18 protein-coding genes are annotated in these 21,166 nt (G+C 58.2%); 7 read left to right on the top strand and 11 right to left on the bottom strand.

Annotated features, from left to right (window positions below; all coding sequences use genetic code 11):
* Positions 1–8: 8 nt before the first annotated feature.
* The 10 genes from H663_RS25140 to H663_RS25095 form a co-directional block, all read right to left on the bottom strand.
* Positions 9–1,301, bottom strand: a complete 1,293-nt coding sequence (locus H663_RS25140) for a type I glutamate--ammonia ligase (protein WP_053169658.1) — start codon at positions 1,299–1,301, stop codon at positions 9–11.
* Between the two features lie 11 nt (positions 1,302–1,312).
* Positions 1,313–2,578 (bottom strand): cytochrome P450, encoded by a 1,266-nt coding sequence (locus tag H663_RS25135; RefSeq protein WP_053169660.1) that lies wholly within the window; start codon positions 2,576–2,578, stop codon positions 1,313–1,315.
* Positions 2,575–3,315 carry a type 1 glutamine amidotransferase gene (locus H663_RS25130; RefSeq protein WP_053169663.1) on the bottom strand — a complete coding sequence of 247 codons (741 nt, stop codon included), beginning with the start codon at positions 3,313–3,315 and terminating at the stop codon, positions 2,575–2,577. Before H663_RS25130 ends, H663_RS25135 begins: the two co-directional genes overlap by 4 nt.
* Positions 3,316–3,531: 216 nt before the next feature.
* Complete coding sequence (locus tag H663_RS25125; protein ID WP_053169665.1) at positions 3,532–4,578, bottom strand: helix-turn-helix transcriptional regulator; 1,047 nt, start codon at positions 4,576–4,578, stop codon at positions 3,532–3,534.
* Between the two features lie 105 nt (positions 4,579–4,683).
* Positions 4,684–7,017, bottom strand: coding sequence for a N,N-dimethylformamidase beta subunit family domain-containing protein (locus H663_RS25120; RefSeq protein WP_053169667.1), 2,334 nt, complete (start codon positions 7,015–7,017; stop codon positions 4,684–4,686).
* 22 nt (positions 7,018–7,039) lie between these two features.
* Positions 7,040–8,581, bottom strand: a complete 1,542-nt coding sequence (locus H663_RS25115; RefSeq protein ID WP_240620375.1) for a branched-chain amino acid ABC transporter permease — start codon at positions 8,579–8,581, stop codon at positions 7,040–7,042.
* Between the two features lie 17 nt (positions 8,582–8,598).
* Positions 8,599–9,486, bottom strand: coding sequence for a branched-chain amino acid ABC transporter permease (locus H663_RS25110; RefSeq protein WP_053169671.1), 888 nt, complete (start codon positions 9,484–9,486; stop codon positions 8,599–8,601).
* Positions 9,486–10,178 (bottom strand): ABC transporter ATP-binding protein, encoded by a 693-nt coding sequence (locus H663_RS25105; RefSeq protein ID WP_053169673.1) that lies wholly within the window; start codon positions 10,176–10,178, stop codon positions 9,486–9,488. Before H663_RS25105 ends, H663_RS25110 begins: the two co-directional genes overlap by 1 nt.
* Positions 10,175–10,894 (bottom strand): ABC transporter ATP-binding protein, encoded by a 720-nt coding sequence (locus H663_RS25100; protein ID WP_053169675.1) that lies wholly within the window; start codon positions 10,892–10,894, stop codon positions 10,175–10,177. Before H663_RS25100 ends, H663_RS25105 begins: the two co-directional genes overlap by 4 nt.
* 89 nt (positions 10,895–10,983) lie before the next feature.
* A complete protein-coding gene (locus tag H663_RS25095) occupies positions 10,984–12,264 on the bottom strand; it encodes an ABC transporter substrate-binding protein (protein ID WP_053169677.1) in 1,281 nt (426 codons plus the stop codon).
* A 656-nt stretch (positions 12,265–12,920) separates the two neighbouring features.
* Between H663_RS25095 and rho the strand changes: the two genes are divergently transcribed.
* The 5 genes from rho to H663_RS25070 all read left to right on the top strand — a co-directional run bounded on the left by rho (position 12,921) and on the right by H663_RS25070 (position 18,197).
* On the top strand, positions 12,921–14,183 hold the full coding sequence (rho, locus tag H663_RS25090) for a transcription termination factor Rho (protein ID WP_053169679.1): 1,263 nt from the start codon (positions 12,921–12,923) through the stop codon (positions 14,181–14,183).
* An 84-nt stretch (positions 14,184–14,267) separates the two neighbouring features.
* Positions 14,268–14,528, top strand: a complete 261-nt coding sequence (locus tag H663_RS25085; protein WP_053169681.1) for a type B 50S ribosomal protein L31 — start codon at positions 14,268–14,270, stop codon at positions 14,526–14,528.
* 322 nt (positions 14,529–14,850) lie between these two features.
* Positions 14,851–16,422, top strand: coding sequence for a hypothetical protein (locus tag H663_RS25080; RefSeq protein ID WP_240620372.1), 1,572 nt, complete (start codon positions 14,851–14,853; stop codon positions 16,420–16,422).
* A gap of 3 nt (positions 16,423–16,425) precedes the next feature.
* The gene (locus tag H663_RS25075) at positions 16,426–17,784 is read left to right on the top strand and encodes an MATE family efflux transporter (RefSeq protein ID WP_053169683.1); all 1,359 of its coding nucleotides are present in this window, start codon (positions 16,426–16,428) and stop codon (positions 17,782–17,784) included.
* A 110-nt stretch (positions 17,785–17,894) separates the two neighbouring features.
* The gene (locus H663_RS25070; RefSeq protein WP_053169685.1) at positions 17,895–18,197 is read left to right on the top strand and encodes an antibiotic biosynthesis monooxygenase family protein; all 303 of its coding nucleotides are present in this window, start codon (positions 17,895–17,897) and stop codon (positions 18,195–18,197) included.
* A 318-nt stretch (positions 18,198–18,515) separates the two neighbouring features.
* Here H663_RS25070 and H663_RS25065 read toward each other — a convergent pair whose 3' ends face one another.
* The gene (locus H663_RS25065; RefSeq protein ID WP_053169687.1) at positions 18,516–18,953 is read right to left on the bottom strand and encodes a MarR family winged helix-turn-helix transcriptional regulator; all 438 of its coding nucleotides are present in this window, start codon (positions 18,951–18,953) and stop codon (positions 18,516–18,518) included.
* A 127-nt stretch (positions 18,954–19,080) separates the two neighbouring features.
* Between H663_RS25065 and H663_RS25060 the strand changes: the two genes are divergently transcribed.
* Both H663_RS25060 and H663_RS25055 read left to right on the top strand, forming a co-directional pair.
* Positions 19,081–19,776, top strand: a complete 696-nt coding sequence (locus H663_RS25060; protein WP_053169689.1) for a fumarylacetoacetate hydrolase family protein — start codon at positions 19,081–19,083, stop codon at positions 19,774–19,776.
* 254 nt (positions 19,777–20,030) lie between these two features.
* The gene (locus H663_RS25055) at positions 20,031–21,062 is read left to right on the top strand and encodes a TRAP transporter substrate-binding protein (RefSeq protein WP_053169690.1); all 1,032 of its coding nucleotides are present in this window, start codon (positions 20,031–20,033) and stop codon (positions 21,060–21,062) included.
* Positions 21,063–21,166: the final 104 nt, after the last annotated feature.

Below are 21,166 nucleotides of genomic sequence, written 5' to 3'. Positions count from 1 at the left end.
GCTGTCCTTCAGATGTAACGGATGTAGTAATCCCGCAGCGCATCACCCTCCAGGGCTGCGGTGCGTTCAATTTCGTGGCGCTTGATCCCCACATGGTTGTCCACCAAGCCTTGGCCCAGAGCCTGACTCAAGACGGTGTCAGCTTCGAGCGCATCCAGCGCACCCGACAAGGTTTCCGACACGCTTTCGGTGGCATCTTTGTTTTCCAAACAGTCACCCGTCTCGGCTGGCTGCAACGCATAGCCATTGACCACACCCAGACGCGCCGCCTGCAAGACTGCGGCGGTGTGGGTGTAGGGGTTGGCGGCGGCGTCACCCATGCGGTGCTCAATGCGTGCGCCCGAACCACTTTCTGCCGACAGACGCACCGTGACGCCCCGGTGGTCCACGGCCCAGTTTTTCCAAAAGCCAGACAGGCTGGCCGGTTGCAGGCGCTTGTATGAATTGGCGCTGGGTGCCAGCAGGCCCGCCAAGGCCTGGTGGTGGTGCATCAGCCCGGCGGTGCAGCCCAGGGTGAGCGCGTTGAACTGGCTCGCGTCATGGCCGCCCGAGATCGCGTTGTGGCCTTGACCATCACGCAGGCTGAAGTTGATGTGCACCCCGCTGCCTCCCACCGTGAGTATGGGCTTGGGCATGAAGGTCAGCACGATGCCGTGCTGGAAAGCGACTTCGCGTGCCAAGAGGCGGAACAAGAAGATGTCGTCCACCGCCTTCACGGCACGGTCGTAGGTCAGCGTGAATTCGAACTGCGGCGCGTCGTATTCGGTGTTCATGCTGTCGATGCGAAAGCCCGCTGCCGAGGCCTTTTCCCACAGGGCGTCGGTGAAGCCCCTCGGGTCGGAAAATGGGCCTGTGGAATACACATGGGCCGCAGGCGTGTCGTAGGGTTTGAGCGAGCCGTCAGGCTCGATCTGGAAGGCAAAGGCTTCGAGCTCAATGCCCACCATCGGGTCGTAACCCATGGCCTGCCAGTCGGCCACGGCGCGCTTCAAGGCACTGCGCCCGCACATGGGCAGGGGCGTGCCGTCGTTGGCTTTCAGATCGCCAATGGCCACCTGGGTGAACGGCTGCCAGCCCTGGCGGATGTCTTCGGCGGTGTAGGCCGCCTCCATGTCGGGCAGGCCTTCCATGACCATCGCGCCCGGGGCCGGGATCAGCTCTTTTTCGTAAGTGACGCCAAAGGTGCCTCGGCAAAAACGGGCACCACCGCCCTGACCGGGTTTGAGCGTGACGTATTTGCCCCGCGCAATGGCCAGGTGGTCGCAATACAGCACCCGCAGGCGTTCTTGAACATTTGACATGGTGGTTCCTTTCAGATTAAGTGCATGCGCACGGGCAAGCGTTTGATACCGGAGACAAAGTTGGATCGCAAAAAGGCGTGCTCACCCGTCTGCTCGATGCGGTCCACCCGCTTGATCAGCTCCTGCAGCAAAACGCGCAATTCCAGCCGCGCCAGCCACATGCCCAGACAGGCATGCGCACCGCCCTGCCCGAACGACAGGTGGCGGTTCACGCCCCGATTCAGGTCGACCGTGAACGGCCGGTCAAAAGCGCGCTCATCGCGGTTGCCCGAGATGAACCAGAGCAGCACCTTGTCGCCCGCCTTCACTGCCTTGCCGTGGTACTCGAAGTCCTCGGTCGCGGTGCGGCGAAAGTGCGTGGCGGGTGAGGCCCAGCGGATGAACTCGTCGGACACGCCCTCCCAGGCGGCCTCGCCCTGCACCGCCTTGAGCTGCGCCATCAGGCCAGGCTGGTTGGCCAGCGCATGCAAGGCGGCAGCGATCGAATAACGTGTGGTGTCGTTGCCCGCCGCCACCAGCAGGCAAAAGAAGTTGCGAAATTCGGTGTCGCTGATCACATTGCCCTGGGCGTCGGGCTGGGTGATCAGGTGCAGCACGCCGCTGGTGTCGCCCGCTGCGCGCTTGCGTTCCATCATCTGGGCAGCGTAGTCGAACAGGTCAGCCCCGGCGGGCGAGCGAAACGGCATGAAGCGGTAGGCCTCAGTGTCCATCTTGTCGACCACATGGGTGGTGAAATCGCTGTCGGTGTTGGCCATGAGCGCGTCGCCCTTGTCCACCAGCCAGTCCAGGTCCTCCTCGGGCAGGCCCGCGATGCGCCCGAGCATGCGCATGGGCAGCTGGCGGGCGATCTGGTGCGTGGCGTCAAACTCGCCCAGCGCCAGGGCCTGGTCGAGGATGCCCACGCAGAGTTCTCGGATCTGCTCTTCGTACAGCGCCATCATGGGCTTGGAAAAGGCCTTGGCCACCAGCATGCGGGTGCGGGTGTGCTCGGGCGGATCGGTTTCCTGAAAGGTGCGCCGCGCCATGTACTCATCGTGCGACTGGTCTTCCATGCGGATGCCTTGGGCCGAGGACAGGCGCTGGTGGTTGCGGTTGAGCTCCAGAATGTCGGCATGCCGCGTGACCGACCAAAAGCCTTTGCCATCGGCCCAGTTACACCAGGCCATAGGGTCTTCATCGCGCAGGCGCTTGAAGGTGTTGTGCGGCGTGCCGTTCACATAGCTGTCGTGGTCCGACAGGTCGGCATGGCCGTCGTCGCTAGGGTTCCAAACCGTCATAACTTTCTTTCAAAACAGGCTTCAAAAAACTGCACCATCCATTGCCCAAACAAGGGCGCATCGGCGCGATTGGCCAAACTGGCGTGGGCTTTCTCCATGGTCGGCGCATCAAGTTTGTCGGCCAAATGCGCCAAGACGGCTTGCATGAAAACCAAAGGCATTTCGGGGTGAAACTGGGTGGTCCAGATGTGCTGGCCGATGTGCATCGAGCCGATGGGGCAAAAGTCACTGCCACCCAGACACACCGAGCCTTCAGGCATGCGGGTGACTTGCTCATTGTGCGCGGCCATCAAGGTGGTGGTGGCTTGGCTGGGTTGCATCCACTCTGCCGTGGTGGTCCAGTGCGTGGGCGCAGTGCCCAAGCCCCAACCCGCGCTGTGACGCGCCACCTCGCCGCCCAAGGCTTTGGCCACCGCCTGGTGGCCAAAGCACAAGCCGATCAGGGGTTTCTGTTCGGCGTCCAACTGGCGAATGAAATCCAGCAAGGGGGCCATCCAAGGCAAGCTGGAATCATTGACCGAAGCCGGGCTTCCGGTCATGACATAGCCGTCATAGGCTTGCGAAGGAAAGACACCGTCCTTGACAGGAACCACGTCAAACTGCCAGTGGGGACGCAAGGGTTGCAGCAGCTGAACCACTTTTTGCCCATCATTGGGAAAATCCATGGCAAATGCAGACGTGTCGTCGTTGGTCAGCAAAACCGCCAAGCGCGGCGTAAATTGGGTTTTTTCAGGCATGGCCTCATGCTAAGCAAAAGGATCTCACACCAGTATCAACTTTGAGCATCAATCCACCCGGGGTTTTCACCCCCGAACAAATGAACGAGCCCATTGACACAGCTGAGATGTTGAAACAAAAAAAGAACACGATGAAAAAAGCCCGCATGCAAACGGGCTGGGTTGTTTTGAGGGGAAAAACTGGGCCTGATGCGCCTGTCCACCATGGGCAGATCCTCAGACCGGCTTGACATCACCAAAGGCCGACGATGCGCCCGGTAACTCTTCAAAATGGCTGTGCCCGTCCAGAACGATTTCGGAGTCGTTTTGAGCCAATAACCTGTGCGCCAATGCCGCTTTGTCAGACACACCGAGCTTTCGGTAAATCTCTCGCAAATGGTGGCGGGCTGTGGTGGGGGCAATGCCCAAATCACGCGCGATTTCTTTGTAACTCGCGCCTGTGGAAAACATCTGGGCGATTTCCAATTCACGGGGCGACAGGTGGCCACCAACGGTGACCAAGCGCAGGTCGATCAGCCACAAATCACCCACAGGGTGCGTGCGCATACTCAGGCGCTTGCCCCGGTAAGGCGCTCCAGCGCGAAGCTGCTTGACCATGGCATCGGGCAACAGAGGGCCCTGCCATTGGGGCCATTCGACACGCATCATCGATATGAGGTTTTGGTCGGCCACATACAACATGCCGCGGCTGTCGACCACCCCCAGGGAAGCGCTGCCTGTCGCGTTGTTGGCCCGCACACGTTCTAAATGGAGCAGCCAATTGGACGACAAGGCGGCCGTCAAATGCGGCATGAGCAATTGGGTGTAACGACGCTCAGTCTCAGAAAAGGCCGGTTTACCCTCCACCCGGTACAGGGACAAAAACGCCATGAGGTTGAGTTCGGGCAACAAGGTGACCACGCACAAGCAACTGGTGATGCCAAAGCGGGCCATCAAGGAGGCCAAGCCGGGGGAGGCGTTGAGCGACTTGCGCCCAAAGTTCACGCAAACACCGGGCTTTTCCATGACGGCCGAGACAATGGTGTCTTCTTGCTTGATCTCATCCCACAGTCCCGGGTAGAAGCTGGGCAATCGGTAGGGCAAGGACACGTGGATTTCCATCTCGCCTTGCGGGGGTTGAGAGGCCATGCCCCACCAGGCGGAGTCAAAGTCAAAACGGTTGCTGATGGTGTCCAAAGCCAGACGTTGGAAGTCTGGCATGGGTGAGTGTCGAGAGAGTTGGTACAAATCAAACAGCGTTTGCCCAAAGGTTTCTGTGTTCATCGGCAAGCGATTGGAGGTGCGAATCGCTTCATTGAACAAGGTTTAAGCCCTCTCGTCTATCAGGGAAGTTCCGAATCACAGGTGTTCGATGGCCCCAAGGCCACGTCAACGCCATTGCTTTTCTTCGGCGCAAAAGGCCATTCCCGGCAGCTCACCTTCTTGGATAAAAGCATCCACCACGTTTTTCATGATGGTGGACACCGGGTTGTCAAAATCGCGACACGGCAGCGCCTGCCCCCAAGCGATGGAACTGGGTGAAAACACGGCCCCGTTGTTCGGGGTGGTGAAATACACGATGTCACTGCGCACACTTGGGTTTTGCGTCCCGCCCATGCCCGGATGGTTGTACATGATCTCTTCTTGCACCAACGGGTAGTTGTCTGAAAACCCTTCGCTGGTGGCCAAGATGCGGGCGTGAGGGGGCGTGCCCAAGGTCAAGTCGTACCGGTCGATTTCAACCCCGGCCGCACCATGGCCTGCCAAGCCAAAGTCACCAAACACCTCCTCGGTGACGCCCTCAAAAATCCAGGACACGCTCTTGTGGTAACTGTCTGGCATGCGGCGAAACGGCACCGACTCGTCCATGCCCTCGGAAGCGAAACCCGTGCCCACCAGTTTTTGGGGTGCACGGTTTCGGTGTCGCCACAAACCGCTGCGCTCACCGGTTGTGGCCAGGTAGTGCTCGCCCGGTCTGGCCTGCCAAGCGCGCGAACCGGCTTCGAGTTTGCGCACCTCCATCACCCAAGGCATGTCCGGCTTGAAGCCCACCACCCAGTAGTAGCCATTGCCCGACAAATACAGGATGCGACCACCTTCGGCCAAGTAGTCTTCTGTCGCGTCCAACATGGGCTCGGAGTAATACTCGGCGTGGGTGCCGTTGATCACGGCTTTGTAGGGCTTGAGCGCATCGGCACCTTCATGGTGCAGGTCCTCGTCGGTCACCACTTCGTAGTCATAGCCCATTTTTTCCAGCCAGGCAATGACCGACAAATCTGCCGGAAACTGCCAAGGCCAAGCCACGCCGGGCATGCGGCACTTGGGTCGCATGTTGATGATGGGGCGCCGGCGCGAGGTGTAGCAAACACCATGACCGCTGCGGTGAGCGTCGTAAGTGGACAGGCCAAATTGGAGTCCGTTTTTGTAATAGTCAATGTCGATGGCTTGAAAAATCGGCACACAGGCAGTGATGGACTGCGCCACCGGGATTTCGAAAGTCAGCTGCGCATTGGCATAAGCCATGTAACTGGCCGTGGGCATCAACATGGCCAATGCGGCTTTGGGCTGGGCCGCCCGGACAAAAATCGGCAAGTACTCCTCGGCCATGGCACCCGCCTCGGGGTGATTGTCTTGTGCCGTGGGGCGCAAGCGGATGGCATAGACACCGCTTTTCAGATCGACCGGCACATCCAGGGTCAGGGTCGGGGCCCATTGGCAGTCGGTCATGGCGTCGTCGTGAAACTCGACGCCGCCATATTCATGGAAAGCCAAGCGGTAGCAGTCATTGCGGCCGTTCCAGTTCCAACCGGTTTGCCCCCGCACAGGGCAATTGACCCCTTGCGCGTGCAGCAAATAGGGGCCTTGGTCATAGACGGTGTCACCTATGCCATGGTCGGTATAGCCGGCACTGGTGTCCCAGTAGGCCAAAGTCAGATCGTGGTGCGAGGCTTGACCGCTGCGCAATTGGGCCATGACAGCTTCATCGGCCACCCCTTTCATGATGCCGGGACGGTCGATCTTGCCGTTGAAACACTGGGCGACAAAATCGCCGCGGCTGGGGTTGCGGTCGTGTGCGCCTGCAATCAGAAATGAGGTGCCGACCGCGGGTTTGACCCGCATGCGCGTTTGCACGTGTGAGCGGTAGTCCAGCGGCACAATTTTGGACAACAGCGAGTTGTAACGGTTGAGCACGGCTTCTTGGTGCACCGTCGCCAGTCCACTGGCGGGGTCGTAAGTGGCGGCCACAAAATACCAAATTTTGGCCATCAAGGGCACCTCAGCCACCACCGCATCGACTTGCGCGCCATCGCCCAGCCAAAACTCCAGCAGCCCTTGGGTGTTGATGCCCAAAGCAAAACCCGATTGGCGGTCAATGTCCCAATTGCCCAAGATCACCTGACGCCCCACTTGGGGAATGGTGGCATAGACGAAGGCGTGCAAGGTCATGGCGCCCGTTGAGTTCAGTCGGCCCTGCGGGTCATCGACACGCAAAAAATTGCCCGCCTGAATGTACTGGCGCGTCACGGGCCAGGCCTGGTTGATGGGTGAATCGATTTCTTGCTCGATGAAGCCCGGGCCTTCAGGGTTTTCATCACCGTGGATGAGTTTGACCAACTGGGCTTGAACCTGGTTCACGCCTTCGGCGCTGATGTGTGCTGTGACGCTGTGGCCTGCTTTGACAGAGAGTTGGTCGGTGTAACCGTGGATGCGAATTTGCGCCATGGAAATGCTTTCGAAAAAAGGATCAGGATTCAAGCAGGTCTTGACAACGTTTGAGAAAGACCGCGTGGTAGGCCTCGTCAACGCTGCCATAGGTTTTGTCATCCACCATGCGGGGCGGCACGCCCCGCACACCCGAGATGGCAATGATCTTGTAGCGTTGAAAAGGCACCTCGGCCAACAGCGCGTACTTGTCTTCCAAACCGGCCACCCGGAAGTAGTTGAGCAAGCGCATCAGAGCGTCGCTGTGTTGGCCCCGGGGGCACAAGCGGTGCTCTTCCAAAACCTCAGGCGTCACCAAGGGTTTGAGGGCATCGCGAGTGCGCTTGTCAAAGCGCCGATGGGCGATGTCGTTTTTGTCAAGAATGTCCACGGCTTCTTCAGGCATCACTTCTCCTCCATGTTCAGAACGGCTGGCACGGGCCTGGCTGCGAATGCGGTCGCGCCAGGCTTCAAATTGGGCTTTCATGCCAAACAGGCCATTGCGTGTGAACAACACTGTGCTCAGCATCAACAGGCCAATCAAGGCCAGGCGCATGGGCCCCAGATCCACAAAAAGTTTGTCAATGCCCACCACCAGCAAAGTGCCCACCACAGCCCCTTGGGCAGTGCCCAAGCCTCCGATCACGATCATGGCCAAGAGCAGCAAGAGGTTGTCCATGCCAAACAAAGAAGGCGACGCCCCTTTGAAATGGCTGGCGTAAAAACCGCCAATCAAGCCCAACGCGGTCGACGAGATCAAAAACACCTCAATGCGCGCGCGCAAAAAGTCAATGCCAATGGCCTGGGCAAAGGCCTCTTGCTTCTCGGGCGCGGCACGCAGCAAGCGCCCCAGGCGTTGGCCATTGACGACCCGATACAACAACAAGGCCAGCAGCATCACCGCAAAGCAAGCGTAGTAATTGAGCATCAATTCGCCCATTTCACTGAAGCTGTCGGGCACATAAGAGTCGGCACCGTACAAGCCCCCAGTGGCTGAACCCAGGGCTTTGGATTGCACCACCGAGACCCGGCACAACTCCACCAGCCCCAAGGTGAGCAAGGCGTAGTAAAAGCCTTCCAGGCGGGTGGCGGGGATGGCAATGACCACGCCGGCCAGCAAGCCCACCACACCCCCTACGCCAATCATGCCCCACCAGGGCAAACCGAAGGTGATGGACAACCAGGCCCCGGCGTAGGCCGCAGACCCGACCACGGCCAAGGTGGCCAAGGAGAAGATGCCCGCCGTGCCGATGATCAAGGTCCACACGATGTTGATGGCGGCATACAACAAAAAAATCGCTGCCGCCGACAGCAAGCTGTTGCTGTCCAGCCCTATGCCCGCCAGCGGCGGGATGATGGCCAAAGCCAACAAACCCAAAGCCCACCAAATGGGTTCTTTGTGGACGAATTTTTTTTCACGCGCCAAGGTTTTGGGGTTGTACACACCTTCGAGCTGCAACACCGTGCGCCGGGTAAAGGGGTAACGCAGGCGTGACCAGACTTTGGCACCATGCCCCCCCAGCACAGGCCACCACCGACGGCGGCCCACCAAATACATCACGGGTGGAGATTTTGATTGATTCACTGTGGACTCCATATCGGTCATTCACGCGTTTGGTCCAACATGCCTGCAATGCCCCGCGGCCTGACGATGAGGACTGCAATCACGAACATAAATTGGGTCATGAGCACATACTGCCCCCCCAGCAATGCACCGGTGAAGGCCTCCAGGGTGCCCATCAAGGCGGCCGCCAGCAATGCCCCTGGGATGCTGCCCAGGCCACCACACAAAGCCACAATCAAACCCTTGATCAGCGGTGTGGTGCCCGAAAACGGGCTGACAAAATAAGTTTGAGACAGCAATACGGCGGCCAGGCCTGCCAAGGCCCCGGTCACGGCCATCACCGCCATGGCGGTGCTGCGCACACCAATGCCCACCAAAGAGGCACCTTCAGGGTTTTGCATCATGGCGCGGATCTCCAAGCCGGTGCGGCTGCGCTTCATCCACACCAAAGTGGCCAGCATCAAGACCAAAGACACCACAATGGCCCCCAACTTGTCGGGCAACAGCTTCATGCCCAAAACCGAGATCACTTCGCTGCCAAACAAAGGCGGCAGGCTTTTGGCGCTGGGTCCAAACAGCCACAGCATGGCTTGAGTGCCCAAGAGGCTGAGCGCCAATGTGGCAATCAGACTGCGCACCACAAAGTTAGGTTTGTCATGCAAAGGAATAAAGGCCACCGCACTGATGAACATGCCACACAACATGCCACTGCCCATGCCCGCCAGCAAGACGACTGCGCCATGCTCGCTCAGGTGCGTGGCGGCCAACACCGCGCCGTAACCGGCCACGGTGAAGGTCAGGCCATGGGCCATGTTGAGCATGCCCAGACTCGACCAAATGATGGACACGCCGACCGCCAACAACCCATAAATGGAGGCCAGGGTCAGCGCCGACAGCAACACAAACGACAACTCAAAATCAGCCATCAGGCACTCCCTTTCAGTTGGCCCGCGTGCATGCCCAGGATCCGGTTGCAACGGCCTTCAAGCAAGGACATGTTTTGTTCTGCAATGACCATGGCACCACCCCGCAAATCCACCCGCATCAACGCGTCCATCACCCCCCGACTGATTTTGGGAGCCAAGCCCAAAGAAGGCTCATCGACCAGGTAAAGCACAGCATCGACCATCAGTCCACGCGCCAGCGACACCATGCGACGCTCGCCCCCGGATAGCTTGCCCACAGGGGCGTCCAACAACTTGGACAAAGGCGGGAAAATTTTCAAAACAGCATCGCGCCTTTGCATCCGCTCACGCCAGGCCTGCCGTGTGTAGGCCCCGCAATCGAGGTGCTGGGCCACACTCAGCCCCGGAAAAATCGCATCGCCTTGCGGCATGTGGGCCAGGCCCAAACGCACAATGCGGTGGGTGTTGCGGCCAGCGCCTTGGCTGCGGGTGCCGCCTATTTCATGGCCGCTCAACTGGATCGAGCCCCTTTGCCAATCGGTCAGGCCTGAGATGGCACGGAACAATGTGGACTTGCCGTGGCCATTGAGCCCCACCAAACCAATGCGCTCTCCGGCATGGACGGTGAAATCCAAATCGTGCAAAACCGTCAGCGGTCCATACCCGGCAGACAAGCGCGTGACCCTCAAGACTTCGGTACTCGGAGCGGTCATGCGGCCTCCTGCGCTGTCTCAAAATATGCAGCCCTCACCCTCGGGTGGTCAAACACCCGGTGAGGTTTGTCTTCGGCAATCAGCTCCCCGCCATCGAGCACGACCACCCTTTGCGCGATGGCCGTCATGAGCTCCAAACGGTGCTCAACCAAAATGATGCCCACGCCCATTTGCTGCGCCAAGTAGCGCAAGATGCTGTCTATCTCGTCCACCTCCGCGCCCAGCAAACCGGCCGCAGGTTCGTCCATCAACAAGACCTTGGGCTTGCGCATCAGCAAGCACGCCAACAGCAACTTGCGGCGGTTCAGTGTTTCAAGTGAACCTGCCATTTGCGCCGGGTTGACCGCGAGCCCCACTTGGTCGCAAGCCCATTGCGCATGGTGCGAGGTGAGGTAAGGCGTGAAGGCTTGACGTGCAGCCTTGAGCACCTGGTCAACGCTCAACTGCTCAGGCACTACTGGCGACTGGTAGGTCCGTGCCAGGCCACAACGGGCGCGTTGGTGCAAGGGCATGGCGGTCACATCTTGGCCTTCGAAGAGCACGCGGCCCTGGGTGGGTTTTGTGCGCCCCGACAAAATCTCAAGCAAAGTGGTTTTGCCAGCGCCATTGGGGCCGACGATCCCCAGCACCTCACCAGCGTGGACACCCAAAGAAATGCCCTGCAAGACCGGGCGTGCACCAAAGTGCATGTGGATGTTGTCACAAGAAAAAAGCATGGCCAATCCCAATCGGGGGTGGTGAATGAATCAAATCAACACCACAAGCCGCGCCAAAACGACGGCTTGTGGGCACGCGGTCTGGATGTTTATTTGGCCATCCAGGGTGCGGGCTTGAACGTGGCCTCTTTCAAGACGTTGGGTGAAATGATTTGGTGTTGGCCGTTTTGCACCTGCACAAAAAGGTGGGCCATGCCTTGCTCAATGTTTTTCACTTCCAGTGGGTAGTGCTTGGGCGCTTGCTGGGGGTTGTTGAAGCTGTAAAAGCCATTCACACCCCGGTAGCTCAGTTTGCGCAAACCTGCATTGACCTCGTCAAATTTTTCCGGATCGGCTGTTTTCCAGTTCTGGGCCAAAATTTTGACGGTGTCATAACCACCGCCGGTGTAGACCAAGCCCATCACCCCCCCTGAAGCCAAGTATTCCTTTCGGTAAGCATCTCGGAAGGCCTGGCCTTGCTTGTCGGCGTAAGCGCCATACACCGTGCCCCACACAAAGCCCTCTGCAGCTTTGCCCGCCAAATTCAGGAATTCAGGCTGCGATGGGCCGTATTGCAAATAAACCAAGGCGCCGGGCAAAGGGTTGGCAGCAAACTGCTTGGCAAATGCGGCCAATTCTGCGGCCACCCAATGGTTGACCATCACCACGCCTGCACCGGTTTTGCGGATGTCTTGCAGCACCGGACCCCAGTCTTGGACGGGAAACTGGATGTCGGTGACTTTGGCCAACTCAAACTTGCTGGATTTGAGCGCAGCCTCAGTCGCTTTGGAGATGGTTTGGGTGTAAGCAATTTGCTCGCGGATGATGTGGACCTTGTTGTTGATCGGCTTCCACGCACCACTGGCTTGCAGTTGCTCCAAAAAGGCCGGAAAGCCCGCACCGTAGAAGGTCTCAGGCGGGTCAATCTGGAAAATGTGACTGAATTTGCTCGGGTTGGCTTTGACCAAATCGAGCGATGCTTCCTGTGTGTTGCCGTGCAAATACGGTGCCTTGTAACGCGCCACCGCTTCCATGGCAGGCGTTGGAATCAGGACAAAGGGCGAGGCGATCGCATGGACCTTGGCATCGACCATTTTGCGGAACGTGGCCTGCGTGCCTTCGGGTGTCATGATGTCAATGTCAAACACCTTCAGTTCAATTTTTCGCCCATTCACGCCCCCAGCGGCGTTGATTTCTTTGGCAGCGAGCTTGGCACCATTGAGGTAATCAGCGTGGTCGGCGACACCCGCAGGGCCGCTTTGCGCAATAGGCAATCCAATGACAATGGGCTTGGCCTGTGCCCATGCACCAGCCGCGCTGGCCAAAGCCGCTGCGGCGATGAAGGACAAGCCGAGGCTTCGGCGGTTCAATGCTGGACGTTGGTTTTTCATGGTCTTCCTCTTTGTGGTTGAACTGGCCATGCAAAGCTGCAGGCTGCGTCGAACTTTAAGCAGCTGCGTATCGCTTTCCTATCCAACACATGAACGACCCCGGGTCTGTACCAATCGTTCAAATGCACCAGTGGTAAACCCTGATCCACCCAGGTTTTCACTCTCGAGATGTGCAGCAGAACCACCAGGAGATGGATGAATACGCCCAAGCGCAACAAGACTGGGCACTGCAGCGTGAACAACTGGCCAGTTCCAAGTGCGCATCCATCAAGCCAATTTGCCTGATGTGATGCTGCAACAAATTGGGGCACGCATTCACCCTGGGTATTCACGCCGCCAGAACCTGATGGACTGCCATCTGGTGCTCAGCAGCCATTCCATATTGGCCAGTGGCCACGACATGAATGCATGTTGGGTCTTTTTTTGATTGATCGAAAATGAACTCATTCAAAGTACCTTGCACCCGTGACAAGCGATCAATCAGCGCTCACATGAAAATCTGTCATAATTTATCAGCTGGGAATTCTCATCAGGGAATATCGCCTAGCTCACTGAAAGACCAGCCCCAACCCCGGGCCCTTTTCTCTTCTGAATATTTCCACCCGGTTATCTGAAAACGCATCCATAACGGATCGTTTGGACACAGGCCAAATCCCATGCATTTGAATGAACTCAAGGCACTTCATGTGTCCGAACTCCTGAAGCAAGCCGACACGCTCGAAATCGAGAACACCGGTCGCATGCGCAAACAGGAGCTGATGTTTGCCATCATCAAAAAACGCGCCAAAGCGGGCGAACAGGTCTTTGCCGACGGCGTGCTGGAAATCCTGCCCGACGGTTTTGGCTTCCTGCGCAGCCCTGACTCCAGCTACACGGCCAGCACCGACGACATCTACATCAGCCCCAGCCAGGTGCGGCGCTTTAACCTGCACACCGGCGACATGATCGAAGGCGAAGTGCGCATCCCCAAAGACGGCGAGCGCTACTTTGCCCTGACCAAGCTCGACAAGGTCAACGACGACCTGCCCGAGAACAACAAACACAAAGTCATGTTCGAGAACCTGACACCGCTGTTCCCCAAAGAGCAGATGCGTCTGGAGCGTGACATCAAGGGCGAGGAAAACATCACCGCTCGCGTGATCGACATCATCGCCCCGCTCGGCCGCGGACAGCGCGCCCTGATCGTCGCCCAGCCCAAGTCGGGCAAGACGGTGATGATGCAGCAGATCGCGCATGCCATCACGGCCAATTACCCCGATGTGCACCTGATGGTCTTGCTGGTCGATGAGCGCCCCGAAGAAGTGACCGAAATGCAGCGCAATGTGCGTGGCGAAGTGATTTCATCCACCTTTGACGAACCCGCTTCGCGCCACGTGCACGTGGCCGAAATGGTGATCGAACGCGCCAAGCGCCTGGTCGAGCTGAAAAAAGACGTGGTGATCCTGCTGGACTCGATCACCCGCCTGGCCCGTGCCTACAACAACGTGGTGCCCTCGTCGGGCAAAGTACTCTCAGGCGGTGTGGATGCCAACGCCCTGCAGCGCCCCAAGCGCTTCTTTGGCGCAGCCCGCAATGTGGAAGAAGGCGGCAGCCTGACCATCATTGCCACGGCCCTGGTCGACACCGGCAGCCGCATGGACGAGGTGATCTTTGAAGAATTCAAGGGCACCGGCAACTGCGAAATTCACCTGGAGCGCCGCCTGTACGAAAAGCGTGTGTTCCCAGCCATCAACTTGAACCGCAGCGGCACCCGCCGGGAAGAGTTGCTGCTGCAGCCCGAAGTGCTGCAAAAAACCCGCATCCTGCGTCAGTTCATGTACAACATGGACGAAATCGAGGCGATGGAGATGGTCTTGAAGAGCATGAAAGCGACCAAGAACAACTCCGAGTTCTTTGACATGATGCGACGGGGCGGTTGATACCCTATAATCGACAGGTTTTGCGGAAAGTGCTCTCAGATAGGCTGCAGAGTGGCTACCGTAGCGAAATAAAAGGATTTCCCCATGAAAGACGGCATTCACCCCAACTACCGTGAAGTTTGCTTCCAAGACATGTCCAATGGTTTCAAGTTCGTGACACGTTCATGCGCCAACACCAAAGAGATGATCAAAATGGAAGACGGCCGCGAGTTGCCTTGGTACAAGCTGGACACGACCAGTGAGTCGCACCCCTTCTACACCGGCACGCAAAAGTCGGTGGACAACATGGGTGGCCGCGTGGAGAAATTCCGCAACCGCTTCGGCAAGATTTCCACTGCCAAGTAATTGGTGGTTGGCAGACGCCAAAGGGCAGCCCGGGCAACCGGCCTGCCCTTTTTCTATGCTTGCGGGTCAGCCAGAATCACTGTGAACAGGATCGGTGCTGCATCACCAACACCTGTATGTACCCTGAGCAAGCCGCCTCGCACCGAACCTGCTATCTTCTGACGTCGTGAACCACCCCACCCCTGCCATCGTTTCTCAACACGCAGTCCGTCGACTGCCACGCTGGGCGCTCTTTTTACTTTGCGCAGCTTATGTGTTGCCCGGCTTCTGGGGACGGGGGCCTTGGAAATCTCAAGATATAGAAGCCTTGGGATACATGCTGATGCTGGCTCAACCAACCCCCGGAGACATCGTCAGTTGGCTCAAACCCACCTTGCTGGGCCAAGTGGATGACAACCTGGCATTGCTGACCCACTGGCTGGGTGCCCTGGCCATCAAATTGGCACCTACAGGCTGGGAGGCAGCCTTTGCCCGAGCGCCCTTTGTGACCATGCTGGCACTCACACTGGTCGCCACTTGGTACAGCGTTTACGCCCTGGCTCGCCACCCGGCAGCGCAGCCTGTGGCCTTTGCGTTTGGCGGCGAAGCCAAACCCGCCGACTATGCCCGCGCCCTGGCTGACGGGGGCTTGCTGGCCTTGTTGGCGTGCCTGGGTTTAGCCCACCGTTCTCATGAAACCACGCCATTTTTGATGCAACTGAGCTTTGGTGCTGGCTTATTTTTTGGCTTGACTCACCTGGGGCGCAAACGTTGGCATGGCAGACTGGCGATTGCCGCCAGCATGTTGGGCCTGACCTTGTCTGGCGCGCCCAGCATGGCCTTGATGCTGGGTGTCGGCGGCGCGGTGATCAGCACCGCCATGCCTGCCGATCCGACACACAGGCGGCTGAGCATGCTCGATCTGGGGCTGCTGGCACTGATTGGCTTGCTGTGCATTACCACGGCTGGGGCTTTGGACCTTTGGCGCTGGCGCATCGCGCCCCATGCCTTGCTGAATGTTCACGACATGGCCCAATTGATGGCATGGTTCACCTGGCCTGCTTGGCCTTTGGCCATCTGGTCTTTGTGGCGCTGGCGGGGCCAACTCTCGCAAATATGGTTGCACCCGCATCTGGCCTTGCCACTGTGGTTTGTCATCGTCACCTTTGGAACGAGTTGGTTCACAGGTATTTCTGATCGTGTCCTGCTGGTGGCACTGCCCGCCATTGCCACCTTGGCAGCGTTTGCCTTACCCACACTCAAACGCAGTCTGAGTGCCTTGATCGACTGGTTCACCTTACTTTTTTTCAGCATCTGTGCCTTGACCATCTGGGTGGTTTGGGTGGCCATGCAAACCGGTTTCCCGGCCCAACCAGCGGCAAACGTGAAGCGCCTGGCGCCTGAGTTTGTGCCGGAATTTTCTGCGACCGCCTTCACGCTCGCCCTGCTCGCCACGCTGGCTTGGGCGGGTCTGGTCAAGTGGCGCACCGGCGCGCACCGATCGGCCATCTGGAAAAGCCTGGTCCTGCCCGCCAGCGGTGCGGTGTTGTGCTGGTTGTTGCTGACCACCTTGTGGCTACCCTTGCTGGACTATGCCCGCAGCTACGCGCCTTTCATGAAAAAAGTCGTCGACGTCACGGGCCCCAGCCCCTGCTATCAATACGCGGGCATCACCAAACCTCAGGGGGCGGGCTTGATTTATCACGCCAAAGTCACTCTCAAACCCTTGGAAAAACCCCTGCCTGACTGCGCCTGGCTGATCGTGGACCAGCAAAACCTGCCCCTGCTGTCGCAGCGCATCGAATCTTTGGGCTGGACAGAACAGACCCGCATCACGCGACCGACCGACCGATTTGAGAATTTTGTGATCTTTGGCCCTGTACCGGCCCCACCCACAGTCCCAACATCGCGCTGACCGATGTCCGAGTTGCGCACCATCGCCCGCCACGCGGGCACTGTGTTGATCGGGCAACTGGCCGTCATGTCCTTTGGTGTGGCCGACACACTGATCGCAGGTCGCTACAGCCCCCATGCCCTGGCCATCTTGTCACTGGCCTCGTCGATCTACATCAGCATTTATGTGGCCCTCAACGGCATGCTGCAAGCCCTGCTGCCCGTCTGGGCCGAACTGCATGGTGCCGGGCGTCCGGCCGAAATTGGCAGATCCTTTCGGCAAGCGCTGTACATCTGTGCAGGTGCCACAGCCTTGGGTTTTTGCGGCCTGTGGTTCCCTGACCCCTGGCTGTCGTTGACCGATGTGCCAGCCCATCTGTGGCCGGACATACGCGCCTATTTGCGCATTCTGGCCGTGGCGCTGGTGCCGTCGCAGCTGTTTCGCATGTATGGCACCCTCAACCAGAGCCTGGGCTACCCACGTCTAGTCACATGGCTGCAAGCAGGCGCATTGTTTGTCAAGGTGCCCTTGTCTTATGGCCTGACTTTTGGCGCTGCGGGCTTGCCAGGCTTGGGCGTGGTGGGCTGCGCCTGGGCCACACTGATCGTCAACACCTTGATGATGCTCACCGGGCTTTGGATGCTGCGCACACAGGACATTTACACCCCCTACCGGTTCTGGCGTCGCCTTGAAAAACCACACTTACTCACCTTGCGGCGCTTTTTGCAACTGGGTGTGCCTGCAGGCCTGTCCATCATGGTGGAAATCACCTCCTTCACCCTGATGGCACTGTTCATCGCACGACTGGGTGCAGTGGCTTCGGCCAGTCACCAAATTGCTGCCACGGTGGCATCCGTGCTGTACATGGTTCCGCTGGCTCTTGGCATTGCCAGCAGCTCCCGCACCGGTTATTGGCTGGGCGCAAATCAACCGGGCAAAGCCCGGCATGCCGCCGGGCTGGGCATGGGCATGGCGGTGGCGGCAGCCTTGCTGTGTGCAGGACTGCTGTTCCTGGGCCGCGAAAGTCTGGCCCAGGTGTTCACCAACACCCCCGAAGTGGCACAAGCAGCCAGCCTCTGGCTGGTCTGGGTGGCGATCTATCACCTCGCCGATGCCGTGCAAGCCGTCTGCGCTTTTTTGTTGCGCTGCTACCGGATTACCCTGGCACCCCTGCTCATCTACACCACCTTGCTGTGGGGCGGCGGGTTATATGGCGGTTACCAACTGGCCTACTCGGGTTTGGCCTGGGCCTCGTTGGAGGCGCGTCCCAGCGTAGACAGCTTCTGGATCACCAGCACAGCAGCCCTGGTGGTCGTGTCGGCTCTCTTTGTCTGGCTGGTCTGGCGAGCCACCCGGGCACCTCACACGCTGCCCAGCCACTGAGCCATCGACACGGCCTCATGTCACGCAAGCAGTTGACACGCGCATGACGTTCAACGGCGCACTTCTCGGTTAAGGTAACAGCCTCTTTCATTCACCCTGAATGCCTTTTCATGATCCTCGAACTTGCCGACATCCGCATCCACCCAGGTCAACAAGCCGCCTTTGAACAAGCCATCGAACGCGGACTTAAGACCGTGGCCAGCCAGGCCAAGGGCTTTCGTGGCGCCAAAGTCAACCGCTGCATCGAAACGCCCGAACGTTTTGTGCTGCAAATTTTCTGGGATACCCTGGAAGACCACACCGTGGGCTTTCGCGAATCGGACCTGTTCAAGCAATGGCGCGCCATCGTGGGGCCGTTTTTTGCAGGCCCACCCCAGGTTGAACACTTCGAATTGACTTACCAGTCGGCATGAATTGAACATTACAAAGTCGGCAGATTGAAAAGAAGTCGGACTCTTCGAGTACCGACCTACAAGAAAGCTTGTGCTGCCAGGTAGGTCGGCGGTCGAAGACCTCGACACTTTTGCGTCAATCGTCTTATCAGGGCCACGAGAAGACGGTGAAGATTCAACGTCGGACTCTTCGAGTGCCGACCTACAAGAAGGCAGATGCGGCCACGTAGGTCGGCGGTCGAAGACCCCGACACTTTTGCATCAATCGCCTTATCAGGGCCAAGCGAAGCCGGTGATCATTCAACGTCGGACTCTTCGAGTAGCGACCTACAAGAAAACTTATGCGGCTTCATGGCCTTGCACCAGGCGGGCCAGCAAATCCACGAACCGGGCCTGCTCATCGGGCGACAGGGGTGACAGTATCTGGACCTGCACCAGGGCCACAGCCTGTTGCATGCCGTGCAGCGCCTGCTCGCCTTCGGAGGTCACAACGAGCAACTTGCGACGGCGATCTGCAGCATCTGGCTGCCTGCGCAGCCAACCCTTGGCTTCCAGACGACCGATGACCGATCCTGATGTGGCGGCATCAAAAGCCACGCGCTTGGCCAAGGAAATCTGGTCGATTCCCGGCGCATCCAGCACTGCACTCAAAATCGCAAATTGCACCGGCGTGACATCTGCCAACGCCAGATGCTCGGAAAAAAAAGCCACAGCAATTTGATGCGCGCGGCGAATCAAATGCCCAGGGGCTGCAGCTACATCAAGGCGCGTTGTCATCGCTGTTCACTCTCTGTTCAAACCAAGGGTTTTCACGGATCAACAAAGCAGACCCGAAACCAGCCAAGAGTGTAATGAATGGAAATTCTGGGCTTAATATCTGAGCTTCATCCTCTGAAAGTCGGCCATGAGTTTTGTGTTCCCACCCACGCCTGTTGTATGCGTCCCCGTTGTGGGCCAGCCAGATCGTTTTCCGGTTCACCGAATTTATTGCGTGGGCCGCAACTATGAAGAACACGCCAAGGAAATGGGCTTCACCGGCCGCGAAGCCCCTTTCTTTTTTCTCAAACCTGCAGACACGCTGGTGGTGGTGGATGCTGGGCAAACCGGTCAAATGCCCTACCCCAGCCTGACAGGCAACCTACACCATGAAATTGAGCTGGTGGTGGCCATTGGCCAAGGTGGGCGCAACATTTCGGCGGTCGATGCGGCCAAGCACATCTACGGCTACGCCGTGGGCTTGGACATGACCCGCAGAGACCTGCAAAACGAGATGAAAAAACAAGGCCGCCCTTGGTGCATTGGCAAAGCCTTTGACCATTCGGCCCCCATCGGCCCCATCACCCCCATCGCCCAGGCCGGTGATGTGAACAACGCCGAGATCAGCCTTCAGGTCAACGGGGCCGATCGCCAGCGCAGCAATGTGGCCAAACTGATTTGGAACGTGGCTGAAACCATTGAACACCTGTCGGCTGCGTGGGAACTGCAGCCCGGTGACCTGATTTACACCGGCACACCAGAAGGCGTGGCCGCCGTGGTGGCAGGCGATGTGCTGGTGGGCCAAGTGGCGGGATTGGGCAGCTTGCAAATAAAAATTTCCTGACCTGCACGAATGGCAAAACGCCGTATGACGGATCAAAAAAGCACTTTTTTTCAATTAACAAACGTGAACATCGCCCCAGAACAAAGGGTTAACCCGCAAAAACGCCGGTCCAGGTTGCAACATAAATCATATACATTGCAGCTCTGAGGGCTTTAGGGTTCCCCAAGCAAAGCTCCACTTGAGCCATTTTTTCATTAACCGACCGATCGGTTGGTTTATCATTTCGTTTTTCAACCCACGATGGAGACAAGTCGATGAAGAAGTTCTTGCAACAAACGGCCTTGGCCGCAGGCCTGATGGCCGTTGGTTTTGGCGCTCACGCCCAGACCATCACACTCAAAGTTCACCACTTTTTGAGCCCTCAAACCATCCAGCACACCACCATGCTGGCCGAATGGTGCAAGAACATTGCCCGTGACTCCAAAGACCGCCTGAAGTGCGAAATTTTCCCGGCCATGCAACTGGGCGGCACACCTGTTCAGCTGTATGAACAAGCCCGTGACGGGGTGGTCGATGTGGCTTGGACTTTGCAGGCTTTCACCCCAAAATTGGCCAAACTCGAAGTGTTTGAATTGCCCTTCATGATGACCAATGCTGAAGCCACCAGCCGCGCCGCTTGGGATTACGCTCAAAAGTATGCCCAGGATGACTTCAAAGACGTCAAAATGTTGGCCGTTCACGTGCACGGCCCAGGCAACATTTACACCAAGAACAAAGCCGTGACCACCATGGCCGACTTGAAGGGCCTGAAAGTGCGCGCCCCGACACGCCAAGTCAACAAGATGGTCGCGATGATGGGTGCCACGCCTGTGGCCATGCCTGTGCCCCAAGTCCCCGAAGCCTTGTCCAAAGGCGTGATCGACGGTGCCGTGATCCCTTACGAAGTTGCGCCTAGCCTGAAGGTCAACGAATTGACCAACTTCACCGCCGAAACCGACCGCAGCTACAACGCCCTGTACACCACGGTGTTTGTGGTGCCCATGAACAAAGCCAAATACGACTCGCTGCCTGCAGACCTGAAGGCTGTGATCGACAAAAACTCTGGCCGCGAGTTCTCAGCTTTCTTGGGCAAAACCCAAGCGGGTCACGACGCTGTTGGCAAGAAAGTCTTTGAAGCCTCTGCCAACCAGAAAATCAGCATCATTCCGAAAGCTGAGCTGGAAAAGTGGAAAAAAGCCACCGACTCTCTGGACGATGCTTGGGTGACCGAGATGACCGGCAAAGGCATGGACGGCAAAGGCATGCTGCAATCGGCTACAGACTTGATCAAGCAGTACACCAAATAATCTGTTTTTCCTAAGTCCACAAGAGCAGGGCCATCCCTGCTCTTGGTTTTTGACAGAAGCCTTAATTTGACCGCGCCTTGCGGCCGCCACCGCGACTGCCAGCA

The organism is Limnohabitans planktonicus II-D5, from assembly GCF_001270065.2.
Lineage (GTDB): Bacteria > Pseudomonadota > Gammaproteobacteria > Burkholderiales > Burkholderiaceae_C > Limnohabitans_A > Limnohabitans_A planktonicus.
This window is presented reverse-complemented; position numbering and strand designations above follow the sequence as displayed.

Excerpts from the sequence above, each read along its gene's own strand:
- H663_RS25140 (WP_053169658.1), bottom strand. The coding sequence starts at position 1,301 with ATGTCAAATGTTCAAGAACGCCTGCGGGTGCTGTATTGCGACCACCTG.
- H663_RS25135 (WP_053169660.1), bottom strand. The coding sequence starts at position 2,578 with ATGACGGTTTGGAACCCTAGCGACGACGGCCATGCCGACCTGTCGGAC.
- H663_RS25130 (WP_053169663.1), bottom strand. The coding sequence starts at position 3,315 with ATGCCTGAAAAAACCCAATTTACGCCGCGCTTGGCGGTTTTGCTGACC.
- H663_RS25125 (WP_053169665.1), bottom strand. The coding sequence starts at position 4,578 with ATGAACACAGAAACCTTTGGGCAAACGCTGTTTGATTTGTACCAACTC.
- H663_RS25120 (WP_053169667.1), bottom strand. The coding sequence starts at position 7,017 with ATGGCGCAAATTCGCATCCACGGTTACACCGACCAACTCTCTGTCAAA.
- H663_RS25110 (WP_053169671.1), bottom strand. The coding sequence starts at position 9,486 with ATGGCTGATTTTGAGTTGTCGTTTGTGTTGCTGTCGGCGCTGACCCTG.
- H663_RS25105 (WP_053169673.1), bottom strand. The coding sequence starts at position 10,178 with ATGACCGCTCCGAGTACCGAAGTCTTGAGGGTCACGCGCTTGTCTGCC.
- H663_RS25100 (WP_053169675.1), bottom strand. The coding sequence starts at position 10,894 with ATGCTTTTTTCTTGTGACAACATCCACATGCACTTTGGTGCACGCCCG.
- H663_RS25095 (WP_053169677.1), bottom strand. The coding sequence starts at position 12,264 with ATGAAAAACCAACGTCCAGCATTGAACCGCCGAAGCCTCGGCTTGTCC.
- rho (WP_053169679.1), top strand. The coding sequence starts at position 12,921 with ATGCATTTGAATGAACTCAAGGCACTTCATGTGTCCGAACTCCTGAAG.
- H663_RS25085 (WP_053169681.1), top strand. The coding sequence starts at position 14,268 with ATGAAAGACGGCATTCACCCCAACTACCGTGAAGTTTGCTTCCAAGAC.
- H663_RS25080 (WP_240620372.1), top strand. The coding sequence starts at position 14,851 with ATGCTGGCTCAACCAACCCCCGGAGACATCGTCAGTTGGCTCAAACCC.
- H663_RS25075 (WP_053169683.1), top strand. The coding sequence starts at position 16,426 with ATGTCCGAGTTGCGCACCATCGCCCGCCACGCGGGCACTGTGTTGATC.
- H663_RS25070 (WP_053169685.1), top strand. The coding sequence starts at position 17,895 with ATGATCCTCGAACTTGCCGACATCCGCATCCACCCAGGTCAACAAGCC.
- H663_RS25065 (WP_053169687.1), bottom strand. The coding sequence starts at position 18,953 with ATGACAACGCGCCTTGATGTAGCTGCAGCCCCTGGGCATTTGATTCGC.
- H663_RS25060 (WP_053169689.1), top strand. The coding sequence starts at position 19,081 with ATGAGTTTTGTGTTCCCACCCACGCCTGTTGTATGCGTCCCCGTTGTG.
- H663_RS25055 (WP_053169690.1), top strand. The coding sequence starts at position 20,031 with ATGAAGAAGTTCTTGCAACAAACGGCCTTGGCCGCAGGCCTGATGGCC.